Consider the following 24,168-nt stretch of genomic DNA (forward strand, 5'->3'; position numbering starts at 1 on the left):
CATCCTGACCAAGGACGAAGGTGGCCGTCACACGCCGTTCTTCACCAACTACCGTCCGCAGTTCTACTTCCGCACGACGGACGTGACCGGCATCGTGTCGCTGCCGGAAGGCACCGAGATGGTCATGCCTGGCGACAACATCACGGTCGATGTCGAGCTGATCGTGCCGATCGCCATGGAAGAGAAGCTGCGCTTCGCCATCCGTGAAGGCGGCCGCACCGTCGGTGCCGGCATCGTCGTCACCATCAAGGAATGATCGATCCGGCTCTGCCGGTTGGGTAAGAAAAGGGCGGTCTTCGGGCCGCCCTTTTCGTTTTGCCGCCACTGCCGGACCTCAGAACTACGCCCGCCCTCAAAGCTGTTGCAAGCGCCATCGTGCCAACTAGTATAGGTTGCACTGAGGGAGCGTGGCGAAAGAGTGGCACCGGGGCGCTGTTTTGAGGCATGGTGGTTGCGGGCACTGTTCCGCATCATGCTTTTGGTCGCCATAGTGCTAGCCGTTCCTGCGGCGCAGGCCCAGGAGCAGTCGCTGGATATCCCCCCAATGCGGTTTGCCGTCGTGCGCAGCAATGCGCCGGGCTGCGAGCCCAATTGTCCGGAATGGATATCGGCGGAAGGCACCATCGAGGCGGACACGCCAGCGCTGCTCAAGCGCACGCTCAAGGCGCTCAAAGGTCGGCAATTGCCTGTGGTCGTCAATTCCCCCGGCGGCAATGTCGATGCGGCGGTGACGCTTGGCCAGATGATCCGCAAGAGCAAGCTCGACATCGCCGTCGGCACGACGGTGTTTTCCGGCTGCGAGCCGGAGATGAAGAATTGCAGGGACAACCAGGGCAAGGGCGCCGATTACTTCGGCGTGGCCTATGACAGCGGCGCCATGTGCAATTCCGCCTGCCCGCTGATGTTTTCCGGCGGGGTCCGCCGCGTCGTCGGGGACTTCGCCTATCTCGGCGTCCACCAGGTCACCACCACCTATAAGCGCGAGAAGCTGCTTTACCGGACCACCTACCGGATCGTGAACGGCAGGAAGAAGATCATCAGCACCAAGGTTGTCAGCCGCAAGAACGCGGGCAGCTACAAGACCTACGAAATGAGCAGAGCGGTCGAGAAGCGGCTTTCGGCCTATTTGCAGGAGATGGGGATAGGCGAAGGCGTGTTCACCACGATGAAGAACACGCCGGCCAGCGAAATCCATCAGCTGGTTCTCGACAATATGCTCCGCATGAACCTCGTCACCTCGCTCGACACGGTCGAGCTTTTCACCGGCGGAACCATTTGCAAGGCAAATCCGGTGCCGGGGAACTGCAGGGAGATACCGGCGGGCAAAGACGCGACGCCGGCCAATCTCCCGACCGCCCAGGCAAAGCCGGCTCCCGCTGCGCCGGCGGAGGCCCCGAAGGAGGCGGACATGCGCTTCGTGCTTGTCCGCGGCAGCAACCCGCTCTGCAATCCCGACTGCCCGGAATGGATCTCGGCGGAGGGCTCGATCACCGCTCAGACGCCGGATAAGCTTCGCCAAGCGCTCGATGCCGTCGCCGGCCGGCGATTGCCGATCGTCATCAACTCGCAGGGTGGCGATGTCGAGGGCGCGCTTGCCGCCGGCAGGCTGATCCGCGAACGCAAGCTCGATGTCGTCGTCGCCCACACGGATTTCGTGGATTGCGATGCCTCGGCGGATTGCCTGGCCAAGGACGGCGTCCACACCGGGCTCTCCATCGAATCGGAGGGCGAATGTGCTTCGGCCTGTCCGATCATGGTTGCCGGTGGCGTCAGGCGCGTCATCGGCCCGGCCGTGCGCCTCAGCGTGAGCTCTGTTGGGCCTGGGGACAAGGTCAAGGCGTATCTGGACGAGATGGCGATCGGACCCGGCCTGTTCGCCGCCATACAGCTCTCCTCAGCCAAACGGCAGCTCTATCAGCAGGCGATACTGAAATTTGGTCTGGCGACCGGGCCGCAGTCCGCCGACGAACTGACGGGTGCCACCATATGCAGATCGATTCCGAGGCCGGACAATTGCCGGATCGAGCCGTCAGCCAACGCCGAAGCCGAGATGCCGGCCAAACTTTAGCGCTGCGTCTGTGAACTGGCCATCGAGGCAGGTTGAGGCCGGTCGGGTCTTTCCGCTACCGTCTGCTGCGATCGAGCACAGGTGACCGCCATGCGCAAGGATGTTCCGACACTCTACGAATGGGCCGGCGGCAGCGACGCCCTGAACCGGCTGACACAGACCTTCTATGACAAGGTGGCAAAGGATCCGGTCGTCGGGCCGGTGTTCAAGACCATGTCGCCGGACCATCCCGCCCATGTCGCCGCCTTCATCGGCGAGGTCTTCGGTGGACCAAAGACCTACAGCGAAAAATTCGGCGGCCACCGCGAGATGGTCATGCATCATCTGGGCAAGCATTTGACCGAAGAACAGCGCCGCCGCTGGATCAACCTGCTCGCCGACGCCGCCGATGAGGTTGGTCTGCCCGACGATCCCGAATTCCGCTCGGCCTTCATGGGCTATGTCGAATGGGGATCACGGCTGGCCAAGATGAACTCCAATCTCGGCGAGACCTGCGATCCGGAAACCGAGCCGATGCCGGCCTGGGGCTGGGGTGTGCCTGGCGGGCCGTACGAGCCGCCGGAAACAAAATAGCTTCCAGCCGCCCCGGAGTGCAGGACTGATGTCGGAAGATATGAAGATCGTGCGCTGGCGCGAGTGGGACGGCCCCGGTATCGAGCATCTTGAACTGCGCGAGCGGGCAGGGGCGGTCCTGGCCGACTCCGTCGTCATGTGCTCCGGCCAAACCCCTTTTGCCGTCCGCTATCGCATAGAATGCGACGCCAGATGGCGCACGAGGAGCGTCACGGTCGACATGATCGGCTCTGGCCGGACGCTGGTTCTTGCCTCCGACGGCGATGGCCGCTGGACCCGGGACGGTCTGCCGATGCCGGAGCTTGGCGGCGTGCTCGACCCAGATCTCACCGTCACCCCGTTCACCAACACGCTGCCGATCCGGCGCTTGCGGCTTTCCACCGGGCAGAGTGCCGAGATCACCACCGCCTTCATCGACTTTCCGGCGCTCACCGTCGTCAGCAACCCGCAGCGCTACACATGTCTCCAAGAGGGTAGGCGATATCTCTATGAACCGCGCGCCAGTGACTTCAAGCGCGAACTCGAGATCGACCGCGATGGGCTGGTCGTTGACTATCCTGATTTCTGGCAAAGGGGATGAAGGCGCGTTTGCGTGCAAACCGCTCTTTACAGAGAGCGCGGAAGCTTTTAGGAAGCCCCTGCTGCGCCGAGGCGCACACGATACGGGCATAGCTCAGTTGGTAGAGCGGCGGTCTCCAAAACCGCAGGTCGTAGGTTCGAGCCCTGCTGCCCGTGCCATTTCAACAATGGCCATTGGAAACGATTTTTTGTGGGCCGCCTTTGAAAATCGGCGACACGCTTGCCATATTGGGCCGATTGGGGCATAAGGGCGCCATAGCCGGGACGGAACGACTGGATGGTTCCGAGGCGGTGTTTGGTCATAAAGCGGACACTTGCCACTTGCGTGGATCAAGAATCGGTTTTATGTAGACAGAACAGACACGCGACGCGTGGAGCTGGGAAACCGGCTTTACGCGTCTGATTTGCATGGGCGAAATGATTGCGCTGATTCGGCGCGATACTGGGCTCAGGCGGCACGTCCCGGCCAGCGGGATCATCCAGGAGACCCGGCCAACGGGTCTTGAAGACAGAGCGGCATATGGCTTCGAAAACCACAAATCCTTTCGTCTTTCTCCAGCAGGTTCGCTCGGAGACCGCCAAGGTGACTTGGCCGTCGCGGCGCGAAACGATGATCTCGACGGTGATGGTTCTGGCCTTCGCTGTGATTGCGATGATTTTTTTCTTTAGCGCCGATCAGTTGATGGGCTTCGCGATCGAACAGATTCTGGGCATTGGACGCTAAGTCCGGCGACTACGGAGAAGTCTAAAAAAATGGCTGCGCGCTGGTACATCGTCCACGCTTATTCGAACTTTGAAAAGAAGGTCGCCGAGGACATCGAGAACAAGGCCAAGCAGAAGGGCCTGTCCGCCGATATCGAGCAGATCGTGGTGCCGACCGAGAAGGTCGTCGAGGTTCGCCGTGGCCGCAAGGTCGATGCCGAGCGCAAGTTCTTTCCGGGCTACGTGCTCTTGAAGGCCAATTTGACCGATGCCGTGTTCTCGCTGGTGAAGAATACGCCGAAGGTCACCGGCTTCCTGGGTGACTCCAAGCCGGTGCCGATCACCGAGGCGGAAGCACAGCGCATCCTGAACCAGGTGCAGGAAGGCGTCGAGCGACCGAAGCCCTCGGTCACTTTCGAGATCGGCGAAGCGATCCGCGTTTCGGACGGTCCTTTCGCGTCCTTCAACGGTTTCGTCCAGGAAGTGGACGAGGAGCGGGCGCGGCTCAAGGTGGAAGTTTCGATCTTCGGGCGCGCCGTGCCTGTCGATCTGGAATTCGGACAGGTCGAAAAGGGCTGATCCGAAATCCCCGATGTTGGGCCGGCGATGCCGGTTCGGCGATCAGGGAGGCGGCGCGGAAACGCGCGGCCTGAGAACGGTGGGAGGCGAACGCGGCTTTAGCCGGTCACGTGAACCGCACCACCAGACTGCAACCGCCGGTGTTTCCCAGATGGTGGGGCCGGCATAGACAAAGGCAGGAAAAGAGATGGCTAAGAAAATTGCAGGCCAGCTCAAGCTCCAGGTTAAAGCGGGATCGGCTACGCCGTCTCCGCCGATCGGCCCGGCGCTTGGTCAGCGTGGCATCAACATCATGGAATTCTGCAAGGCGTTCAACGCGCAGACCCAGGAAATGGAAAAGGGATCGCCGGTTCCGGTCGTCATCACCTACTACCAGGACAAGTCGTTCACCTTCGTCATGAAGACGGCACCAGTGAGCTATTTCCTGAAGAAGGCGGCGAACCTCACGTCAGGTTCGAAGGAGCCGGGCAAGGTCAAGGCTGGCACCGTTTCGCGCGACAAGGTTCGTGAAATCGCGACTGCCAAGATGAAGGATCTGAACGCAAACGACGTCGAGGCGGCCATGCGCATGGTCGAGGGCTCCGCCCGCTCGATGGGTCTGGAAGTGGTGGGCTAAGATCATGGCAAAGATTGCAAAGCGTGTATCGAAGACCCGCGAAGGCATCGATCCCAACAAGGCTTATGCCCTGGGTGATGCGCTGAGGCTGCTCAAGGACCGTTCCTCGGTCAAGTTCGACGAGACCGTCGAAGTCGCCATGAACCTCGGCGTCGACCCGCGCCACGCCGACCAGATGGTCCGCGGCGTGGTCAATTTGCCGAACGGCACCGGCCGCTCGGTTCGCGTCGCCGTGTTCGCCCGCGGCGACAAGGCTGAGGAAGCCAAGGCCGCCGGCGCCGACATCGTCGGTGCCGAGGATCTGGTCGACATCGTCCAGAAGGGCACGATCGATTTCGATCGCTGCATCGCCACGCCGGACATGATGCCGCTGGTCGGCCGTCTCGGTAAGGTGCTCGGCCCGCGCGGCATGATGCCGAACCCGAAGGTCGGTACCGTCACCACCGACGTCGCCGCCGCCGTCAAGGCATCGAAGGGTGGCGCGGTCGAGTTCCGCGTCGAGAAGGCCGGCATCGTTCATGCCGGCGTCGGCAAGGTCTCGTTCGACGTCAAGGCGCTGGAAGAGAACATCCGTGCCTTCACTGACGCGGTGACCAAGGCAAAGCCGGCTGGCGCCAAGGGCAACTACGTCAAGAAGGTGTCGGTCACCTCGACGATGGGCCCGGGCCTCAAGCTCGACGTCTCGACGCTCGCGGCGTCCTGATTAAGACCATTTGGATCGGCCGCTGGAAAGCTGATCCGTGACTGAATTCCGGGCCCCGGATTTATCCTGGGCCCGGTGCCGGAAGTCGAAAGGCTTCCGGACATCCTGTCCGAGATTGCAGGCGGCCCAAAAGCCTTAATTCATGTGGGCCTGCATGAGACGGGTGAAGACCCGACAAAGGAGCAAGTGCTCCAATGAAAGGTTCGAACCGTGTTTGCCTTTTGTCTGCGCATCGTCGGCTTGGCCGGCGGTGTGGCGAAAGGGGGCAGGATCCTCGAGCGTCGTTCGGGAGATCCGTTACTGGATGGCCCGGCCGGCAAAAGGCAACCCGACGCCTGTCCTCGTCAATGGGAATGTTCCCGTTGAACAGGATAGGGGTCAACTGGAGATAGGCAGTGGACAGAGCGGAAAAACGCGAACTCGTCACGGGCCTGAATGATGCGTTTTCGGGCGCAGGTTCAGTCGTAGTGGCCCACTATGCCGGTATCACCGTCGCGCAAATGAACGACCTTCGGTCGAAAATGCGCGCTGCCGGTGGCACCGTTAAAGTCGCGAAGAACCGTCTCGCCAAAATCGCTCTTCAGGGCACGGACTCCGCATCGATCATCGACCTGTTCAAGGGACAGACGCTGATTGCTTATTCGGAGGATCCGATTGCGGCGCCGAAGGTCGCGTCCGATTTCGCCAAGGGGAATGACAAGTTGATCATTCTCGGCGGCGCAATGGGCACCACCTCGCTCAATGCCGACGGTGTGAAGGCACTCGCCACACTTCCGTCGCTCGATGAGCTGCGCGCCAGGCTGGTTGGCATGATCGCCACGCCGGCAACCCGGATCGCCCAGATCGTCAATGCGCCAGCGGCCTCGGTCGCGCGCGTCATCGGCGCTTACGCCCGGAAGGACGAGGCGGCATGAGGCCGTTCCTCGCTATCACAAACACACGTTCGAACCTTATGAAGGAATACAACAATGGCTGATCTCGCAAAGATCGTAGACGACCTTTCGAAGCTGACCGTCCTGGAGGCGGCCGAGCTGTCGAAGCTTCTGGAAGAAAAGTGGGGCGTTTCGGCTGCTGCTCCGGTGGCGGTTGCCGCTGCTGGCGGCGCTGCTGCTGCCGCTGCTCCGGCCGAGGAAAAGACGGAATTCGACGTCGTCCTCACCGAAGCTGGCGCTCAGAAGATCAACGTCATCAAGGAAGTCCGCGCTATCACCGGTCTTGGCCTCAAGGAAGCCAAGGACCTGGTCGAAGCGGCTCCGAAGCCGGTCAAGGAAGGCGTTTCCAAGGCCGACGCTGACAAGTTCAAGGCCCAGCTGGAAGCAGCCGGCGCCAAGGTCGACCTGAAGTAAGCGTAAAAGCGGCGGGCGGCCTCGCGCCGTCCGCCACTCCCTTGGCGCCAAGGGAGGACGCGTAGCGCGAGATGTACGAGAACCTCTTTCCTGAGGGCCGCAGCCGGCCTTCAGGAAACGGGTTTTCTCCCGTTTTAGCCGGCCGCCGCCAAGCCATTGGTTGGGGCGGACGGAGAACAGACAGAGAGCCGCCGCCCAGGCGGCTCGGTATGCAAGGCGGGCCGCGGCGAGGCCCGTCCCGAGTTTAGAGCTAAGGAGCGACGATGGCCCAGACCCAGACTTTCAATGGCCGCAGACGCGTACGCAAGTTCTTCGGAAAGATTCCGGAAGTTGCGGAGATGCCGAACCTGATCGAGGTTCAGAAGGCATCCTATGACCAGTTCCTGATGGTGGACGAGCCCAAGGGCGGACGTCCGGACGAGGGACTGCAGGCTGTTTTCAAGTCGGTCTTCCCGATCTCCGATTTTTCCGGCTCCTCGATGCTGGAGTTCGTGAAGTACGAGTTCGAAGGACCGAAATTCGACGTTGACGAATGCCGTCAGCGCGACCTGACCTATGCTGCGCCGCTGAAGGTGACGCTGCGCCTCATCGTGTTCGATATCGACGAGGATACCGGCGCCAAGTCGATCAAGGACATCAAGGAGCAGGACGTCTACATGGGCGACATGCCGCTCATGACCTTGAACGGTACTTTTATCGTCAACGGCACCGAGCGCGTCATCGTCTCGCAGATGCACCGTTCGCCGGGCGTCTTCTTCGACCATGACAAGGGCAAGTCGCACTCGTCTGGCAAGCTTTTGTTTGCCGCGCGCGTCATTCCCTATCGCGGCTCGTGGCTCGACATCGAGTTCGATTCCAAGGACGTCGTGCACGCCCGCATCGACCGCCGCCGCAAGATTCCGGTGACGTCGCTGCTGATGGCGCTCGGCATGGACGGCGAAGAGATCCTGTCGACCTTCTACAACAAGATCACCTACAAGCGTGCCGGCGACCACTGGCGCATCCCGTTCAACGTCGAGCGTTTCCGCGGCCTCAAGGCTGTCGGCGACCTGGTCGACGCCGATACGGGCGAGATTGTTGTCGAAGCCGGCAAGAAGATCACCGCCCGTCAGGCCAGGGCGCTTGGCGAAAAGGGTCTCAAGGCGATCAAGGCGACCGACGAGGATTTGCTCGGCAACTACCTGGCCGAGGACATCGTCAACTACGCCACCGGCGAGATATTCCTCGAAGCCGGCGACGAGATCGACGAAAAGACGCTGAAGGTGCTGCTTGGCACGGGCGAGAACGAGATCAAGGTTCTCGACATCGACCACGTCAATGTCGGCGCCTACATCAGAAACACGCTCAACGTCGACAAGAACGAGAGCCGCCAGGACGCGCTGTTCGACATCTATCGTGTCATGCGCCCCGGCGAGCCGCCGACGCTCGAGACCGCCGAAGCCATGTTCAACTCGCTGTTCTTCGACAGCGAGCGCTACGATCTGTCGGCCGTCGGCCGCGTCAAGATGAACATGCGCCTCGAACTCAAGGCCGAAGACACCGTGCGCGTGCTGCGCAAGGATGACATCCTGGCTGTGGTCAGGACGCTGGTCGAACTGCGCGACGGCAAGGGCGAGATCGACGACATCGACAATCTCGGCAACCGCCGCGTGCGTTCTGTCGGCGAGTTGATGGAGAACCAGTACCGCGTCGGCCTGCTGCGCATGGAGCGCGCGATCAAGGAGCGTATGTCCTCGATCGAGATCGACACGGTGATGCCGCAGGACCTGATCAACGCCAAGCCGGCGGCTGCCGCCGTGCGCGAGTTCTTCGGTTCCTCGCAGCTGTCGCAGTTCATGGACCAGACCAACCCGCTGTCGGAGATCACCCACAAGCGTCGCCTGTCGGCGCTTGGACCGGGCGGTCTGACCCGCGAGCGCGCCGGCTTCGAAGTGCGCGACGTGCACCCGACGCATTACGGCCGTATCTGCCCGATCGAGACGCCGGAAGGCCCGAATATCGGCCTGATCAACTCGCTGGCCACCTTCGCACGCGTCAACAAGTACGGCTTCATCGAGAGCCCGTACCGCAAGATCGTCGACGGCAAGCTGACCAATGACGTCGTCTATCTCTCGGCGATGGAAGAAGCCAAGCACCATGTCGCGCAGGCCAACGCCGAGCTCGACAAGAATGGCGGCTTCGTGGACGAGTTCGTCATTTGCCGCAGTGCCGGCGAAGTGATGATGGCGCCGCGCGAAAACGTCGATCTGATGGACGTTTCGCCGAAGCAGATGGTGTCGGTGGCCGCGGCCCTGATCCCGTTCCTGGAGAACGACGACGCCAACCGCGCTCTGATGGGTTCGAACATGCAGCGTCAGGCCGTGCCGCTGGTGCGCGCCGAGGCGCCGTTTGTCGGCACCGGCATGGAGCCGATCGTTGCCCGTGACTCCGGTGCGGCCATCGGCGCCCGCCGTGGCGGCATCGTCGACCAGGTGGACGCGACGCGTATCGTTATCCGCGCGACGGAAGATCTCGATCCGGGCAAGTCCGGCGTCGACATCTACCGGCTGATGAAGTTCCAGCGTTCGAACCAGAACACCTGCATCAACCAGCGTCCGCTGGTGCGTATGGGTGACCGGGTCAACAAGGGCGACATCATTGCCGACGGTCCGTCGACCGAGCTCGGTGATCTGGCGCTCGGCCGCAACGTGCTGGTCGCGTTCATGCCGTGGAATGGCTACAACTACGAGGACTCGATCCTGCTCTCCGAGCGTATCGTCGCCGACGACGTCTTCACCTCGATCCACATCGAGGAGTTCGAGGTCATGGCGCGCGATACCAAGCTCGGTCCGGAGGAAATCACGCGCGATATTCCGAACGTTTCGGAAGAAGCGCTGAAGAACCTCGACGAAGCTGGCATCGTCTATATCGGTGCGGAAGTTCAGCCGGGCGACATCCTGGTCGGCAAGATCACGCCGAAGGGCGAAAGCCCGATGACGCCGGAAGAAAAGCTTCTGCGCGCCATCTTCGGCGAAAAGGCTTCGGACGTGCGCGACACTTCGATGCGCATGCCTCCGGGCACCTTCGGCACCGTCGTCGAGGTGCGCGTGTTCAATCGCCACGGTGTGGAGAAGGACGAGCGCGCCATGGCGATCGAGCGCGAGGAGATCGAACGCCTCGCCAAGGACCGCGACGACGAGCAGGCCATTCTGGACCGCAACGTCTACGCGCGTCTTTCCGACGTGCTCGTCGGCAAGGAAGCAATCGCTGGACCGAAGGGCTTCAAGAAGGGCTCGACGCTGTCCAAGGATACTCTCGACGAGTATCCGCGTTCGCAGTGGTGGCAGTTTGCCGTGGAGAACGAAAAGCTCCAGAGCGAACTGGAAGCCCTGCGTGGCCAGTACGACGACTCCAAGAAGGCGCTCGAACAGCGCTTCATGGACAAGGTCGAGAAGGTCCAGCGCGGCGACGAGATGCCTCCGGGCGTCATGAAGATGGTCAAGGTCTTCGTGGCGGTGAAGCGCAAGATGCAGCCGGGCGACAAGATGGCCGGCCGTCACGGCAACAAGGGTGTCGTGTCGCGTATCGTTCCGGTCGAGGACATGCCTTTCCTCGAGGACGGCACGCACGCCGATATCGTGCTCAACCCGCTGGGTGTGCCGAGCCGCATGAATGTCGGCCAGATCCTGGAAACGCATCTGGGCTGGGCATGCGCGGGCATGGGCAAGAAGATCGGCGAGCTGATCGACGCGTACAAGGTGGCCGGCGACATCAAGCCGCTGCGCAAGACGCTCGAGAGCTTCATCCCGGCCAACGACCGCAACGAGCCGGTCCGCGACTATGACGACGAGAGCATTGTTCGCCTCAGCGAGCAGATGCGCCGCGGCGTCTCGATCGCGACCCCGGTGTTCGACGGCGCGCATGAGGTTGACATCAACATCATGCTGGAGCAGGCGGGCCTGCACACCAGCGGTCAGTCGCAGCTCTATGACGGACGCACCGGCGAGCCGTTCGATCGCAAGGTGACGATGGGCTATATCTACATGCTCAAGCTTCACCACCTGGTGGACGACAAGATCCACGCGCGTTCGATCGGTCCGTACTCACTCGTCACCCAGCAGCCGCTGGGCGGCAAGGCGCAGTTCGGTGGCCAGCGCTTCGGCGAGATGGAGGTCTGGGCGCTGGAAGCCTATGGCGCCGCCTACACGTTGCAGGAAATGCTGACGGTGAAGTCGGACGACGTCGCCGGCCGCACCAAGGTCTACGAGGCGATCGTCCGCGGCGACGACACCTTCGAGGCCGGCATTCCGGAAAGCTTCAACGTGCTCGTCAAGGAAATGCGGTCCCTTGGCCTCAATGTCGAGCTGGAGAACACCAAGCTCGACGACAACCCGATCCGGTTGCCCGACGCAGCCGAGTAAGGCTACGGCGCGCCGCACAAGTTGCGGCGCGCCAAACCAATTCGACGGCCAGTGGCCGACAAAGACGGCGGGCGTTTGGTCCGCGTTAGATGCAAGGGGTTTTCGAGGACCCCGAAAAGGAGAACGGCATGAACCAAGAGGTCATGAATCTCTTCAATCCGCAGGCGCCGGCGCAGGTGTTCGATTCCATCCGGATCTCACTGGCCAGCCCTGAGAAGATTCTGTCCTGGTCGTTCGGCGAGATCAAGAAGCCGGAGACCATCAACTACCGCACCTTCAAGCCGGAGCGTGACGGTCTGTTCTGCGCGCGCATTTTTGGCCCGATCAAGGACTATGAGTGCCTGTGCGGCAAGTACAAGCGCATGAAGTACAAGGGCGTCATCTGCGAGAAGTGCGGCGTCGAAGTCACGCTGTCGCGCGTCCGCCGCGAGCGCATGGGCCATATCGAGCTCGCCGCTCCCGTCGCTCACATCTGGTTCCTGAAGTCGCTGCCGTCGCGCATCGGCACGCTGCTCGACATGACCTTGAAGGACATCGAGCGCGTCCTCTACTTCGAGAACTACATCGTCACCGAGCCTGGCCTCACCGCGCTGAAGGAGCACCAGCTGCTCAGCGAGGAAGAGTACATGATCGCCGTCGACGAATATGGCGAGGACTCGTTCACCGCCATGATCGGCGCCGAGGCCATTCATGACCTTCTGGCCGGCATGGACCTGGAGAAGATCGCCGGCGACCTGCGTTCGGAACTGGCTTCGACCACGTCCGAGCTGAAGCAGAAGAAGTATCTGAAGCGGCTCAAGGTCGTCGAGAACTTCATGGAATCCGGCAACCGTCCGGAATGGATGATCATGAAGGTGGTTCCGGTGATCCCGCCGGACCTGCGCCCGCTGGTTCCTCTGGATGGTGGACGTTTTGCAACGTCGGATCTGAACGATCTCTATCGCCGCGTCATCAACCGCAACAACCGTCTGAAGCGGCTGATCGAACTGCGCGCCCCCGGCATCATCGTGCGCAATGAAAAGCGCATGCTGCAGGAAGCCGTCGACGCACTGTTCGACAACGGCCGTCGCGGCCGCGTCATCACCGGCGCCAACAAGCGTCCGCTGAAGTCGCTGTCCGATATGCTCAAGGGCAAGCAGGGCCGATTCCGCCAGAACCTGCTCGGCAAGCGCGTCGACTATTCCGGCCGCTCGGTCATCGTCACCGGTCCGGAGCTCAAGCTGCATCAGTGCGGCCTGCCGAAGAAGATGGCGCTCGAACTGTTCAAGCCCTTCATCTACGCCCGTCTCGACGCCAAGGGTTACTCCTCGACCGTCAAGCAGGCGAAGAAGCTGGTTGAGAAGGAGCGTCCGGAAGTCTGGGATATCCTTGACGAGGTCATCCGCGAGCACCCGGTTCTCCTGAACCGCGCGCCGACGCTGCACCGCCTCGGCATCCAGGCGTTCGAGCCGATCCTGATCGAAGGCAAGGCGATCCAGCTGCATCCGCTGGTCTGCACGGCCTTCAACGCCGACTTCGACGGCGATCAGATGGCCGTTCACGTGCCGCTGTCCTTGGAAGCGCAGCTTGAAGCCCGCGTGCTGATGATGTCGACCAACAACATCCTGCACCCGGCTTCCGGCGCGCCGATCATCGTGCCGTCGCAGGACATGGTTCTGGGTCTCTACTATCTCTCGATCGTCAACCAGAACGAGCCGGGCGAGGGCATGGTGTTTGCCGACATGGGCGAACTCCAGCATGCGCTCGAGACCAAGGCAGTGACGCTGCACGCTAAGATCAAGGGTCGCTTCCGCACGGTCGACGCTGAAGGCAAGGTCGTGTCGAAGATCCATGACACCACGCCTGGCCGCATGATCATCGGCGAGCTTCTGCCGAAGAACGTCAATGTGCCCTATGAGACCGCCAACCAGGAGATGACCAAGAAGAACATCTCCAAGATGATCGACACCGTCTACCGCCACTGCGGTCAGAAGGAGACGGTCATTTTCTGCGACCGCATCATGGCACTCGGCTTCGCTCATGCCTGCCGCGCCGGCATTTCGTTCGGCAAGGACGACATGCTGATCCCGGATAGCAAGATCAAGCTGGTCTCCGACACCGAGGCCTTGGCCAAGGAATACGAGCAGCAGTACAATGACGGTCTGATCACGCAGGGCGAGAAGTACAACAAGGTCGTCGACGCCTGGGCCAAGTGCTCGGAAAAGGTCGCCGACGAGATGATGGCCCGCATCAAAGCGGTCGAGTTCGAGGACAATGGCCGTCAGAAGCCGATGAACTCGATCTACATGATGTCGCACTCCGGTGCGCGTGGCTCGCCCACCCAGATGCGTCAGCTCGCCGGCATGCGCGGCCTGATGGCCAAGCCCTCGGGCGAAATCATCGAGACGCCGATCATCTCGAACTTCAAGGAAGGCCTGACCGTGCTCGAGTACTTCAACTCGACCCACGGCGCCCGCAAGGGTCTGGCCGACACCGCCTTGAAGACGGCGAACTCGGGTTACCTCACCCGTCGTCTGGTCGACGTGGCGCAGGACTGCATCGTCAACTCCGTGGATTGCGGCACCGACAAGGGCCTCACCATGCAGCCGATCGTCGATGCCGGTCAGGTCGTCGCTTCGGTCGGCCAGCGCGTGCTGGGCCGCACCTCGCTCGACGACATCAACCATCCGGTGACCGGCGACCTGCTGGTCAAGGCCGGAACGCTGATGGACGAGCGTGACGTGGAACAGATCGAAAAGGCCGGCGTCCAGTCGGTCCGTATTCGCTCGGCACTGACCTGCGAGGTCAGGATCGGCGTCTGCGCGGTCTGCTACGGTCGCGATCTGGCGCGCGGCACCCCGGTCAACCAGGGTGAAGCCGTCGGCGTCATCGCGGCGCAGTCGATCGGCGAGCCGGGTACCCAGCTCACGATGCGTACCTTCCACATGGGCGGTACCGCGCAGGTGGTGGACTCTTCGTTCCTTGAAGCCTCCTATGAGGGCAAGGTCGAGATCCGCAACCGCAACGTGGTGCGCAACTCCGACGGCCAGCAGATGGTCATGGGCCGCAACATGGCGGTGCTGATCCTCGACGAAGCCGGCAAGGAACGCGCCACGCACCGTGTCACCTATGGTTCGCGTATCTTCGTGGACGATGGCGACAAGGTGAAGCGCGGCCAGCGTATCGCCGAGTGGGATCCCTATACCCGCCCGGTCCTCACCGAAATCGAGGGCAAGGTGTCGTATGAGGATCTGGTCGACGGCATTTCCGTTCAGGAAACGGCCGACGAGTCGACCGGCATCACCAAGCGTGAGGTCATCGACTGGCGCTCGACGCCGCGCGGCAACGACCTGAAGCCGGCGATTGCCATTCAGGACGCCAAGGGCAAGGTCGGCAAGCTGTCGAAGGGTGGCGACGCCCGCTTCCTGCTCTCGGTCGAGGCCATTCTCTCGGTCGAGCCGGGTGCGCAGGTTCGTCCCGGCGACGTGCTGGCGCGTATCCCGATGGAAAGCGCCAAGACCAAGGACATCACCGGCGGTCTGCCGCGTGTTGCCGAACTGTTCGAGGCACGTCGTCCGAAGGATCACGCCATCATCGCCGAGATCGATGGCACGATCCGCTTCGGCCGCGACTACAAGAACAAGCGCCGCATCATCATCGAGCCGCATGACTCGACGCTTGAACCGGTCGAGTATCTGATCCCGAAGGGCAAGCCGTTCCATCTCCAGGACGGCGACGTCATCGAGAAGGGCGACTACATCCTCGACGGCAATCCGGCGCCGCACGACATCCTGGCGATCAAGGGCGTGGAAGCACTTGCTTCCTACCTCGTCAACGAGATCCAGGAAGTCTACCGACTGCAGGGCGTGTCGATCAACGACAAGCACATCGAGGTGATCGTTCGCCAGATGCTGCAGAAGGTCGAGATCACCGTGCAGGGCGACTCGACCTACATTCCGGGCGACCACGTCGACGTGATCGAGCTGGAAGAGGTCAACGAGCGCCTGGTCGAGGACGGCAAGAAGCCGGCCGAAGGCCTGCCGGTTCTGCTCGGCATCACCAAGGCTTCGCTGCAGACGCCGTCCTTCATCTCGGCCGCCTCCTTCCAGGAGACGACCCGAGTGCTGACGGAAGCCGCGGTTGCGGGCAAGACCGACATGCTGCAGGGCTTGAAGGAAAACGTCATCGTCGGCCGGCTGATCCCGGCCGGTACCGGCGGCACGATGAGCCAGATCCGGCGCATCGCCACCTCGCGCGACGAACTGATCATCGACGAGCGCCGCAAGGCCTCCGGTGTGGAAATCGCCGAGCCGATGCTGGCCGATATGACAACCGCCGCGCAGTAAGCGCGGCGGCAAGAAATCTCAGGCAACAAGGCCGTCGGGGCAACCCGGCGGCCTTTTTGTTTACCGGGCATGGCGACGTTGGTATTCATGGCAGCAAGAGGGGCCGCGGTTCCTTTCCGTAAAACCTTAAGCGGTCTGTTTTTCGCGTTGGCTCTCGATCGGAGAAGAAAACGATGAGCAAGAAGACCTGGGCTGCTGTCGACGACTACATCGTTGATGCCCTGTTCGAGGCGGATCCCGCCCTCGATGCTGTTCTGGCGGCCAACCGTGATCAAGGTTTGCCACCGATCGACGTCTCGCCAGCGCAAGGCAAGCTGCTTTCACTTCTGGCGCGCATTCAGGGAGCGAAGAAGATCCTCGAAATCGGCACGCTGGGCGGCTATTCGACCATCTGGATGGCGCGCGCTTTGCCTGCGAACGGCAAGATCGTGACGCTTGAACTCGACCCGCACCACGCCAGCGTCGCGCGGTCGAATTTCGAACGGGCAGGTGTGTCGGAACGGGTTGACCTGCGAATCGGGCCGGCCCTCCAGTCGCTTGCCGCGCTAGGCACTGAGAATGCCGGGCCGTTCGATCTCATCTTCATCGACGCCGACAAGCCGAACAACCCGAATTATCTGTCCTGGGCCATGCGGCTTTCGAGGCAGGGGACTGTGATCATCTGCGACAACGTCATCCGCGACGGCGCAGTGCTCGATGGGGGCGGCCATGACGCCAATGTCGTGGGCGCCCGGGCGGCGTTCTCGTTCATCGGCGGCGACAAGCGCCTGGATGGCACCGCTATCCAGACAGTCGGCGCCAAGGGCTATGACGGCTTTGCGATAGCGATCGTCGAGTGAAAACGCAGACCGGATCTGGAAGGGTATGGACAGATGAAGGAGACAGCTCTCTGGGACCTGATCAACGTGCGCCGGGAGCGCATGAGCTTTGCGCAGCGAAGGCTCTGGGACACAATCAGCATCGATCCGGAACAATGGAATCACCGGAACTCGGCTGGCGAGGATCTTCACATCTGGGTTGTAGCGCTGATCGGTCGAACTGTGATCTCATACAACGACCTTGAGCACGGTTTCGACCGCTCAAATTTCGTTAGGTATGGCGAGATCACGCAGCTTGGCTGGGGTCAATCCGATCTTGAGATCGCCGTCCAAGATGTGCTGAACGAGCTGGAATTCGGACGTCGCACCGCACCAAACGTCTCCGGACCTAAGCCAGGAACATATCCCGGCCAAGGTTCACGATAGCAACGCCTCGGTTAATCGAAGAATGCCTCGACCACGTTGCGCTTGCCGAGCATGAAGGCATCGGCGACATGCTGTAGCGGCGCCAGATCGACGTCGGACACGCCGGCGTGCACGATCTCGGCGAAGCGGCGGTAGAGCTGGGGATATTCGGCTTCCGGCTCGTCATGAACCACCTTGCCGTCGACGGCGAGCTTGGTGCCGCCGCCGGAAAGCACCATCTTGCCCTGGTCGGTGTCGGCCAGGATGTCCCAGCTTTGCGGGCCGGTTTGCAGCCAGTCGAGGTCCATTGTCACCGGCAATCCGTTCGAGGTGCGGAAGGTGACTTGCGCCGCGACCGGGGCGGCGCGGTTTTCCGGAAAGTCGAGCACGGCCGAGGTGATGAACATCGCAGGCAGGATGTGAGTTGCGATCGACAGCGCGTTGATGCCGGGATCGAAGACGCCAAAGCCGCCGGGCGCCCAGATCCAGTCCTGGTTGGGGTGCCAGCGGCGCACATCTTCCTTCCAGTTGATGGCCGCCGACTTGACCTTGGCCGAAGCCAGGAAGGCGCGCGCGGCTTCCACCGCCGGCGCGTAGCGCGAATGCCAGCTGGCGAACAGCGAGACGCCATTGACTGTTGCCAGTCTCTTCAGGTCCTCGACCTCGCTGACTGTGGCGCCGGGCGGCTTCTCCAGGAAGACGTGCTTTTTCGCGATCAGCGCCGTGCGCGCCGCATCGTAACGGAACTGGGGCGGCATGCAGAGTGACACGGCCGAGAGTTCGGGCACTGCGTCGAGCATTGCTTCGATGGTCGGGAAGTTCGGAATATTGTCGACCTTGCCGTGCCGGCTGGCGGCGGCGATGAGGCGATACCTCTGGTCTTTCGCCAGGGCCGGCAGGTGCTGGTCGCGGACGATCTTGCCGACGCCGACGATGCCAATCTTGATGGGGCCTATCTTGATGGGCTCGGACACGGTCGCTCCGTCTGTTTGGTGATGGTGAGCTTTCTAGCAGAACACTTGCCCTGGGCAAGCCGAAGCCGCCAAGTGGGAGTAGAAAGCTCAGCCCCAGCTTTCCTCGAACTGCAGCGCCAGTTTTCCGCCCGCCAGAAAGGCTTCGATCGCCGGCTCGAAGGGCGAGGGATCGAGGCCGTTGGCGGCCAGCCATTCGTCGGAATAATAGGTGTTGGCATAGCGGTCGCCGGAATCACAGATCAGCGTCACCAGCGAACCGGTCTTGCCATGCTCGATCATGCGCGCGGCCTGAAAGCACATGGCGATGAAGTTGGTGCCGGTCGAGCCGCCGACACGGCGGCCGAGTCGGCGCGATAACACCCGCATCGCCGCCAGCGACAACGCATCCGGTACCCTCAGCATGTGGTCGATCACGCCGGGCACGAAGGATGGCTCCATGCGCGGCCGACCGATGCCCTCGATCCGCGACGGCTGCTCGCAGCGGCAATCGCGATCATGCGTGGCAAAGCCATCAAAGAAAGCCGAGCGCTCGACGTCCACGACCGACAGCCGGGTCGCATGCCGCTTGTAGCGCAGGTAGCGCCCGATCGTGGCCGTGGTGCCGCCGGTGCCGGCACTCATCACGATCCAGCTTGGGATCGGGTGCCGCTCCTCGCGCATCTGTCCGAAGATGGAATCGGCGATGTTGTTGTTGCCGCGCCAGTCGGTGGCCCGTTCGGCGTGGGTAAACTGATCCACAAAGTGACCGCCGAGCCGCTCCGTGAGTTCGGCCGACTCGGCATAGATGCGCCTGCCGTCATCGATGAAATGACAGTTGCCGCCATAGTGCTCGATCGCGGCGATCTTTTCGCGCGATGTCGAACGCGGCATCACCGCATAGAACGGCACGCCGATCATGCGGGCGAAATAGGCTTCCGACACCGCCGTCGAACCCGATGACGCCTCGATCACCGGCGAGCCTTCGCGGATGAGGCCGTTGCACAGCCCATAGAGAAACAGTGAACGTGCTAGCCGGTGCTTCAGGCTCGCGGTCGGATGGGTGGACTCATCCTTGAGATAGAAGTCGATGCCGACCAGCGCCGGCACGTCGAGTTTCCAGAGGTGGGTGTCGGCTGAACGGTGCTGATCGGCCTCGATCGCGGCGACCGCCCGGTCGGCCCAGGCCCGGGATGCAGGTTCTTTCGGTCCAGCCATTATCTATGCCCTGGGTTCAGATCGGCACGTCGAAGGTCACGATCGACACTTCGCCTTCGAGCGCGCCCTGGAAAGCGGAAAGATGCGGCTCCTCGTCGGGTATACCGTCCATGTCGCCGATCTGGTCGAGCTCGGCCTCGGCGTAACCCTCCGCCGCAAGCGATTCGAGCGCGCGTCGCACTGCCGAATCGTCGTCGGGCGCGACCAGCATGACATGCACGCCCTCCACCTTGCCGCCCTTCCTCTTCCATACCCGGCCGGTGATGATGGTGACCGGGCGCTCCTCATTGTCGTTCACGGGCTGATTCCTGTTTTTTGCCAAAGAGACTGGGTGGGCGAGGGGATTTGGGCTGCTCATGCCGACTTTTCGCATGAAGCATGGCTTTGCAACAGCCAAAAGCCGGTCACTTTCTTCCTCGCGCTTGCAAAACGGCGAGAGAAAATTACATGCGGTTTTCGCATAGCTGCCAAGCCCCGGCTTCGATGCAATATTTGCCACTCCGGGGTTGACGGTTCGCGGGCTTACGAGTAGAAGCCGCCCAGTCAGAACCGATGTGAGGCTCTCCCTTCCGAAGCGACACGCTTTGGAGTTTGCCTCAAACAGGGTTCGTTTTACGAGCGAAAAGACATTTCCGGCGTGCACGAAGCGGCTTCCGCTTCCTCTGCCATTTGTTCGGGCAAGACCGCGAGGCGCGGTTTATGGCCCGAATTTGCGTATGGAAATGACGCTTTGAGCGGCCCTGACCGGGCGAGACACGGAATTGAGAGACAAGAGGGTTTAATGCCTACCGTCAACCAGCTGATCCGCAAGCCGCGCATTGCGCCGGTGAAGCGCAACAAGGTCCCGGCCATGCAGCAGAACCCGCAGAAGCGGGGTGTCTGCACACGCGTCTATACGACGACGCCGAAGAAGCCGAACTCGGCGCTGCGCAAGGTGGCCAAGATCCGCCTGACCAATGGTTTTGAAGTGATCGGTTACATCCCCGGCGAAGGTCACAACCTTCAGGAGCACTCCGTGGTCATGATCCGCGGCGGCCGCGTCAAGGATCTTCCGGGCGTTCGCTACCACATCATCCGCGGCGTGCTCGACACGCAGGGCGTGAAGAACCGCAAGCAGCGCCGTTCGAAGTACGGCGCCAAGCGTCCGAAGTAAGATTTTCCGGCCTTGTCGCTTTCCGGCGCAAGGCTACGAGATTGAGAGACAAGAACCATGTCCCGTCGTCACAGTGCAGAAAAGCGTGAGATCAATCCGGATCCGAAGTTCGGCGATCTGATCGTTACCAAGTTCATGAACGCCGTCATGTATGACGGCAAGAAGTCGGTCGCCGAGACCATCGTCTACGGTGCGCTCGACCAGGTTCAGTCGAAGACCAAGCAGGAGCCGGTCACCGTCTTCCATCAGGCGCTCGACAATGTCGCGCCGCATGTGGAAGTCCGGTCGCGCCGCGTCGGCGGCGCCACCTACCAGGTTCCGGTCGACGTGCGCCCCGAGCGCCGTCAGGCGCTGGCCATTCGCTGGCTGATCGCTGCCGCCCGCAACCGCAACGAGACGACGATGGTCGACCGCCTCTCCGGCGAGCTGATGGACGCGGCCAACAACCGCGGCACCGCCGTCAAGAAGCGTGAAGACACCCACAAGATGGCTGAAGCCAACCGCGCTTTCGCGCACTACCGCTGGTAAAGCGCGAACGAGACTGAGAGGCAGCTACGATGGCCCGCGAATACAAAATCGAAGACTACCGCAATTTCGGTATCATGGCGCATATTGACGCCGGCAAGACGACGACCACCGAGCGCGTCCTCTATTACACGGGCAAGTCGCACAAGATCGGCGAAGTGCACGACGGCGCTGCCACCATGGATTGGATGGAGCAGGAGCAGGAGCGCGGCATCACCATTACGTCCGCCGCGACCACGACCTTCTGGAAGGGTCGTAGCGGCAAGATGTACCGCTTCAACATCATCGACACCCCCGGACACGTCGACTTCACCATCGAAGTCGAGCGTTCGCTGCGCGTTCTCGACGGCGCCATCGCGCTGCTCGATGCCAATGCCGGTGTCGAGCCGCAGACGGAAACCGTCTGGCGCCAGGCCGACAAGTATCGCGTTCCGCGCATGATCTTCTGCAACAAGATGGACAAGATCGGCGCCGACTTCTACCGCTCGGTCGAGATGATCGGTTCGCGGCTCGGTGCGCATGCCGTCGTCATGCAGCTGCCGATCGGCGCCGAGACCGAGTTCAAGGGCGTTGTCGACCTCGTCGAGATGAACGCGCTGGTCTGGCGCGACGAGACGCTGGGCGCTGCCTGGGATGTCGTCGAGATCCCGGCCGACCTTCAGGCTCGTGCGGAAGAATATCGCGAGAAGATGATCGAAGCCGCCGTCGAAATGGACGAGACGGCGCTTGAGAATTACCTCGAAGGCAAGATGCCGTCGAATGATGAGATCCGCGCGCTGATCCGTAAGGGCACCATCGCGGTCAAGTTCTATCCGATGTTCTGCGGTTCGGCCTTCAAGAACAAGGGCGTGCAGCCGCTGCTCGACGCCGTCGTCGAATATCTGCCTTCGCCGGCCGATGTTCCTGCCATCAAGGGTGTCGATGCCAAGACCGACGCCGACATCGAGCGTCATGCCGACGACAACGAGCCGCTGTCGATGCTCGCCTTCAAGATCATGAACGACCCGTTCGTCGGTTCGCTCACCTTTGCCCGCATCTATTCGGGCAAGCTGACCAAGGGCATCTCGGTCGACAACACCGTCAAGGGCAAGAAAGAGCGCATCGGCCGCATGCTGCAGATGCATGCGAACTCGCGCGCCGACGTCGAAGAGGCTTTTGCCGGCGACATCGTCGCTCTGGCCGGCCTCAAGGACACGACCACGGGCGATACGCTCAGCGATCCGCTGCACCCGGTCATCCTGGAGCGCATGGAATTCCCGGATCCGGTCATCCAGATCGCCATCGAGCCGAAGACCAAGAACGACCAGGAAAAGATGGGCCTCGCCCTTCACCGCCTGGCTGCCGAGGATCCGTCCTTCCGCGTCAAGACCGATGAGGAATCCGGTCAGACCATCATTTCCGGCATGGGCGAGCTCCACCTCGACATCATCGTCGACCGCATGCGTCGCGAGTTCAAGGTCGAGGCCAATGTCGGTGCTCCGCAGGTGGCTTATCGCGAGACGATCACCCGCAAGCACGAGCAGGACTACACCCACAAGAAGCAGACCGGCGGTACCGGTCAGTTCGCTCGCGTCAAGATCGTCTTCGAGCCGAACCCGGAAAGCAGCGAGTTCCAGTTCGAGACCAAGATCGTCGGCGGCGCCGTGCCGAAGGAATACATCCCGGGTGTCGAAAAGGGTATCAACAGCGTCATGACCTCGGGTCCTTTCGCGGGCTTCCCGATGATCGGCGTCAAGGCGACCCTGATCGATGGCGCCTATCACGATGTGGACTCCAGCGTTCTGGCCTTCGAAATCGCCGGCCGCGCCTGCTTCCGCGAAGCCGCACCCAAGCTTGGCGTGCAGCTGCTCGAGCCGATCATGAAGGTCGAAGTCGTGACGCCGGAAGATTACGTCGGTAGCGTCATTGGTGACCTGAACGGCCGTCGTGGCCAGATCCAGGGCCAGGAAGCGCGTGGCGTGGCTGTCGTCATCAACGCGATGGTGCCGCTCGCCAACATGTTCAAGTACGTCGACAACCTGCGCTCGATGAGCCAGGGCCGCGCGGCCTACACGATGCAGTTCGATCACTACGAGCCTGTGCCGACCGCGGTCGCCCAGGAAGTTCAGAAGAAATACGCGTAACCCGAACGGGTTGCATCGGTAACTTAATTCAAGGCCCGTATGGGCGAGCAGATTGGAGACATCACATGGCAAAAGGTAAATTCGAGCGTAACAAGCCTCATGTGAACATCGGCACGATTGGTCACGTTGACCATGGCAAGACGTCGCTGACGGCGGCGATCACGAAGTATTTTGGCGAATACAAGCGCTACGACCAGATCGATGCGGCGCCGGAAGAGAAGGCACGCGGCATCACCATCTCGACGGCTCACGTCGAATACGAGACGGCCAACCGCCACTATGCTCACGTCGACTGCCCCGGCCACGCCGACTATGTGAAGAACATGATCACCGGCGCCGCGCAGATGGACGGCGCGATCCTGGTCGTGTCGGCCGCCGACGGCCCGATGCCGCAGACCCGCGAGCACATCCTGCTCGCCCGTCAGGTCGGCGTGCCGTCGATCGTGGTGTTCCTCAACAAGGTCGACCAGGTCGACGACGCCGAGCTGCTCGAACTGGTCGAGCTCGAGGTTCGTGAGCTGCTGTCGAAGAACGAGTTCCCCGGCGACGACATTCCGATCGTCAAGGGTTCGGCTTTGGCTGCTCTTGAAGATTCCAACAAGACGATCGGCGAAGACGCGATCCGTGAGCTGATGGCAGCGGTCGACGCCTACATCCCGACCCCGGTTCGTCCGCTCGACAAGCCGTTCCTGATGCCGATCGAAGACGTGTTCTCGATCTCGGGCCGTGGCACGGTTGTCACCGGCCGCGTCGAGCGCGGCATTGTCAAGGTTGGCGAGGAACTCGAGATCATCGGCATCCGTCCGACGACCAAGACGACCTGCACGGGCGTTGAAATGTTCCGCAAGCTGCTCGATCAGGGCCAGGCTGGCGACAACATCGGCGCGCTGCTGCGTGGCGTTGATCGTGAAGGTGTCGAGCGCGGCCAGGTTCTGGCCAAGCCGGGCACGGTGAAGCCGCACAAGAAGTTCGTGGCCGAAGCCTACATCCTGACCAAGGACGAAGGTGGCCGTCACACGCCGTTCTTCACCAACTACCGTCCGCAGTTCTACTTCCGCACGACGGACGTGACCGGCATCGTGTCG

At 61.9% G+C, this 24,168-nt stretch carries 21 protein-coding genes and 1 tRNA gene; 19 read left to right on the forward strand and 3 right to left on the reverse strand.

The annotated features are described in order from the left end of the window. The 15 genes from AC1D05_RS34895 to AC1D05_RS34965 form a co-directional block, all read left to right on the forward strand. On the forward strand, positions 1–256 hold a 256-nt coding region (locus tag AC1D05_RS34895), incomplete at its 5' end, for an EF-Tu C-terminal domain-related protein (RefSeq protein WP_477246636.1). A 216-nt stretch (positions 257–472) separates the two neighbouring features. After that, positions 473–2,068, forward strand: coding sequence for a COG3904 family protein (locus AC1D05_RS34900; RefSeq protein ID WP_477447458.1), 1,596 nt, complete (start codon positions 473–475; stop codon positions 2,066–2,068). Positions 2,069–2,158: 90 nt separating this feature from the next. Beyond that, positions 2,159–2,641 (forward strand): group II truncated hemoglobin, encoded by a 483-nt coding sequence (locus tag AC1D05_RS34905; protein WP_477447441.1) that lies wholly within the window; start codon positions 2,159–2,161, stop codon positions 2,639–2,641. A gap of 28 nt (positions 2,642–2,669) precedes the next feature. Then, entirely contained in the window at positions 2,670–3,221 is a 552-nt protein-coding gene (locus tag AC1D05_RS34910; protein WP_477447443.1) for a putative glycolipid-binding domain-containing protein, read from the forward strand. Positions 3,222–3,303: 82 nt separating this feature from the next. Further along, a tRNA-Trp gene (locus AC1D05_RS34915) sits at positions 3,304–3,379 on the forward strand. A gap of 361 nt (positions 3,380–3,740) precedes the next feature. Then, the gene (gene secE, locus AC1D05_RS34920) at positions 3,741–3,944 is read left to right on the forward strand and encodes a preprotein translocase subunit SecE (protein WP_027044964.1); all 204 of its coding nucleotides are present in this window, start codon (positions 3,741–3,743) and stop codon (positions 3,942–3,944) included. Positions 3,945–3,973: 29 nt separating this feature from the next. Continuing rightward, positions 3,974–4,501 carry a transcription termination/antitermination protein NusG gene (nusG, locus tag AC1D05_RS34925; RefSeq protein WP_010909261.1) on the forward strand — a complete coding sequence of 176 codons (528 nt, stop codon included), beginning with the start codon at positions 3,974–3,976 and terminating at the stop codon, positions 4,499–4,501. Between the two features lie 187 nt (positions 4,502–4,688). Continuing rightward, positions 4,689–5,117 carry a 50S ribosomal protein L11 gene (gene rplK, locus AC1D05_RS34930; protein WP_013531410.1) on the forward strand — a complete coding sequence of 143 codons (429 nt, stop codon included), beginning with the start codon at positions 4,689–4,691 and terminating at the stop codon, positions 5,115–5,117. 4 nt (positions 5,118–5,121) lie between these two features. Continuing rightward, a complete protein-coding gene (gene rplA / locus AC1D05_RS34935; protein ID WP_477447445.1) occupies positions 5,122–5,820 on the forward strand; it encodes a 50S ribosomal protein L1 in 699 nt (232 codons plus the stop codon). A gap of 395 nt (positions 5,821–6,215) precedes the next feature. Continuing rightward, positions 6,216–6,734, forward strand: coding sequence for a 50S ribosomal protein L10 (gene rplJ / locus AC1D05_RS34940; protein WP_027044966.1), 519 nt, complete (start codon positions 6,216–6,218; stop codon positions 6,732–6,734). 54 nt (positions 6,735–6,788) lie between these two features. Next, the gene (gene rplL / locus AC1D05_RS34945; RefSeq protein WP_008875658.1) at positions 6,789–7,166 is read left to right on the forward strand and encodes a 50S ribosomal protein L7/L12; all 378 of its coding nucleotides are present in this window, start codon (positions 6,789–6,791) and stop codon (positions 7,164–7,166) included. A gap of 263 nt (positions 7,167–7,429) precedes the next feature. Further along, positions 7,430–11,566 (forward strand): DNA-directed RNA polymerase subunit beta, encoded by a 4,137-nt coding sequence (gene rpoB, locus AC1D05_RS34950; RefSeq protein WP_477447447.1) that lies wholly within the window; start codon positions 7,430–7,432, stop codon positions 11,564–11,566. Positions 11,567–11,694: 128 nt separating this feature from the next. Further along, the gene (rpoC, locus tag AC1D05_RS34955) at positions 11,695–15,891 is read left to right on the forward strand and encodes a DNA-directed RNA polymerase subunit beta' (RefSeq protein ID WP_477447449.1); all 4,197 of its coding nucleotides are present in this window, start codon (positions 11,695–11,697) and stop codon (positions 15,889–15,891) included. Between the two features lie 173 nt (positions 15,892–16,064). Then, a complete protein-coding gene (locus tag AC1D05_RS34960; protein ID WP_477447451.1) occupies positions 16,065–16,730 on the forward strand; it encodes an O-methyltransferase in 666 nt (221 codons plus the stop codon). 33 nt (positions 16,731–16,763) lie between these two features. Further along, the gene (locus AC1D05_RS34965) at positions 16,764–17,135 is read left to right on the forward strand and encodes a hypothetical protein (protein ID WP_477447453.1); all 372 of its coding nucleotides are present in this window, start codon (positions 16,764–16,766) and stop codon (positions 17,133–17,135) included. Between the two features lie 11 nt (positions 17,136–17,146). Here AC1D05_RS34965 and AC1D05_RS34970 read toward each other — a convergent pair whose 3' ends face one another. The 3 genes from AC1D05_RS34970 to AC1D05_RS34980 form a co-directional block, all read right to left on the reverse strand. Beyond that, positions 17,147–18,070, reverse strand: coding sequence for a Gfo/Idh/MocA family protein (locus AC1D05_RS34970; protein ID WP_477447460.1), 924 nt, complete (start codon positions 18,068–18,070; stop codon positions 17,147–17,149). A 105-nt stretch (positions 18,071–18,175) separates the two neighbouring features. After that, positions 18,176–19,282: a PLP-dependent cysteine synthase family protein gene (locus AC1D05_RS34975; RefSeq protein WP_477447454.1), complete on the reverse strand. Its 1,107-nt coding sequence runs from the start codon at positions 19,280–19,282 to the stop codon at positions 18,176–18,178. Positions 19,283–19,298: 16 nt separating this feature from the next. Continuing rightward, positions 19,299–19,580, reverse strand: coding sequence for a hypothetical protein (locus AC1D05_RS34980; protein ID WP_027044972.1), 282 nt, complete (start codon positions 19,578–19,580; stop codon positions 19,299–19,301). A 483-nt stretch (positions 19,581–20,063) separates the two neighbouring features. Between AC1D05_RS34980 and rpsL the strand changes: the two genes are divergently transcribed. The 4 genes from rpsL to tuf all read left to right on the forward strand — a co-directional run. Further along, the gene (gene rpsL / locus AC1D05_RS34985; RefSeq protein ID WP_006333356.1) at positions 20,064–20,435 is read left to right on the forward strand and encodes a 30S ribosomal protein S12; all 372 of its coding nucleotides are present in this window, start codon (positions 20,064–20,066) and stop codon (positions 20,433–20,435) included. Positions 20,436–20,492: 57 nt separating this feature from the next. Continuing rightward, positions 20,493–20,963 (forward strand): 30S ribosomal protein S7, encoded by a 471-nt coding sequence (rpsG, locus tag AC1D05_RS34990; protein ID WP_008875664.1) that lies wholly within the window; start codon positions 20,493–20,495, stop codon positions 20,961–20,963. Between the two features lie 29 nt (positions 20,964–20,992). Further along, entirely contained in the window at positions 20,993–23,083 is a 2,091-nt protein-coding gene (gene fusA, locus AC1D05_RS34995; protein WP_477447456.1) for an elongation factor G, read from the forward strand. A 65-nt stretch (positions 23,084–23,148) separates the two neighbouring features. Beyond that, on the forward strand, positions 23,149–24,168 hold a 1,020-nt coding region (gene tuf / locus AC1D05_RS35000; RefSeq protein WP_477438097.1), incomplete at its 3' end, for an elongation factor Tu.

The organism is Mesorhizobium sp. P2_E9 (assembly GCF_056403815.1).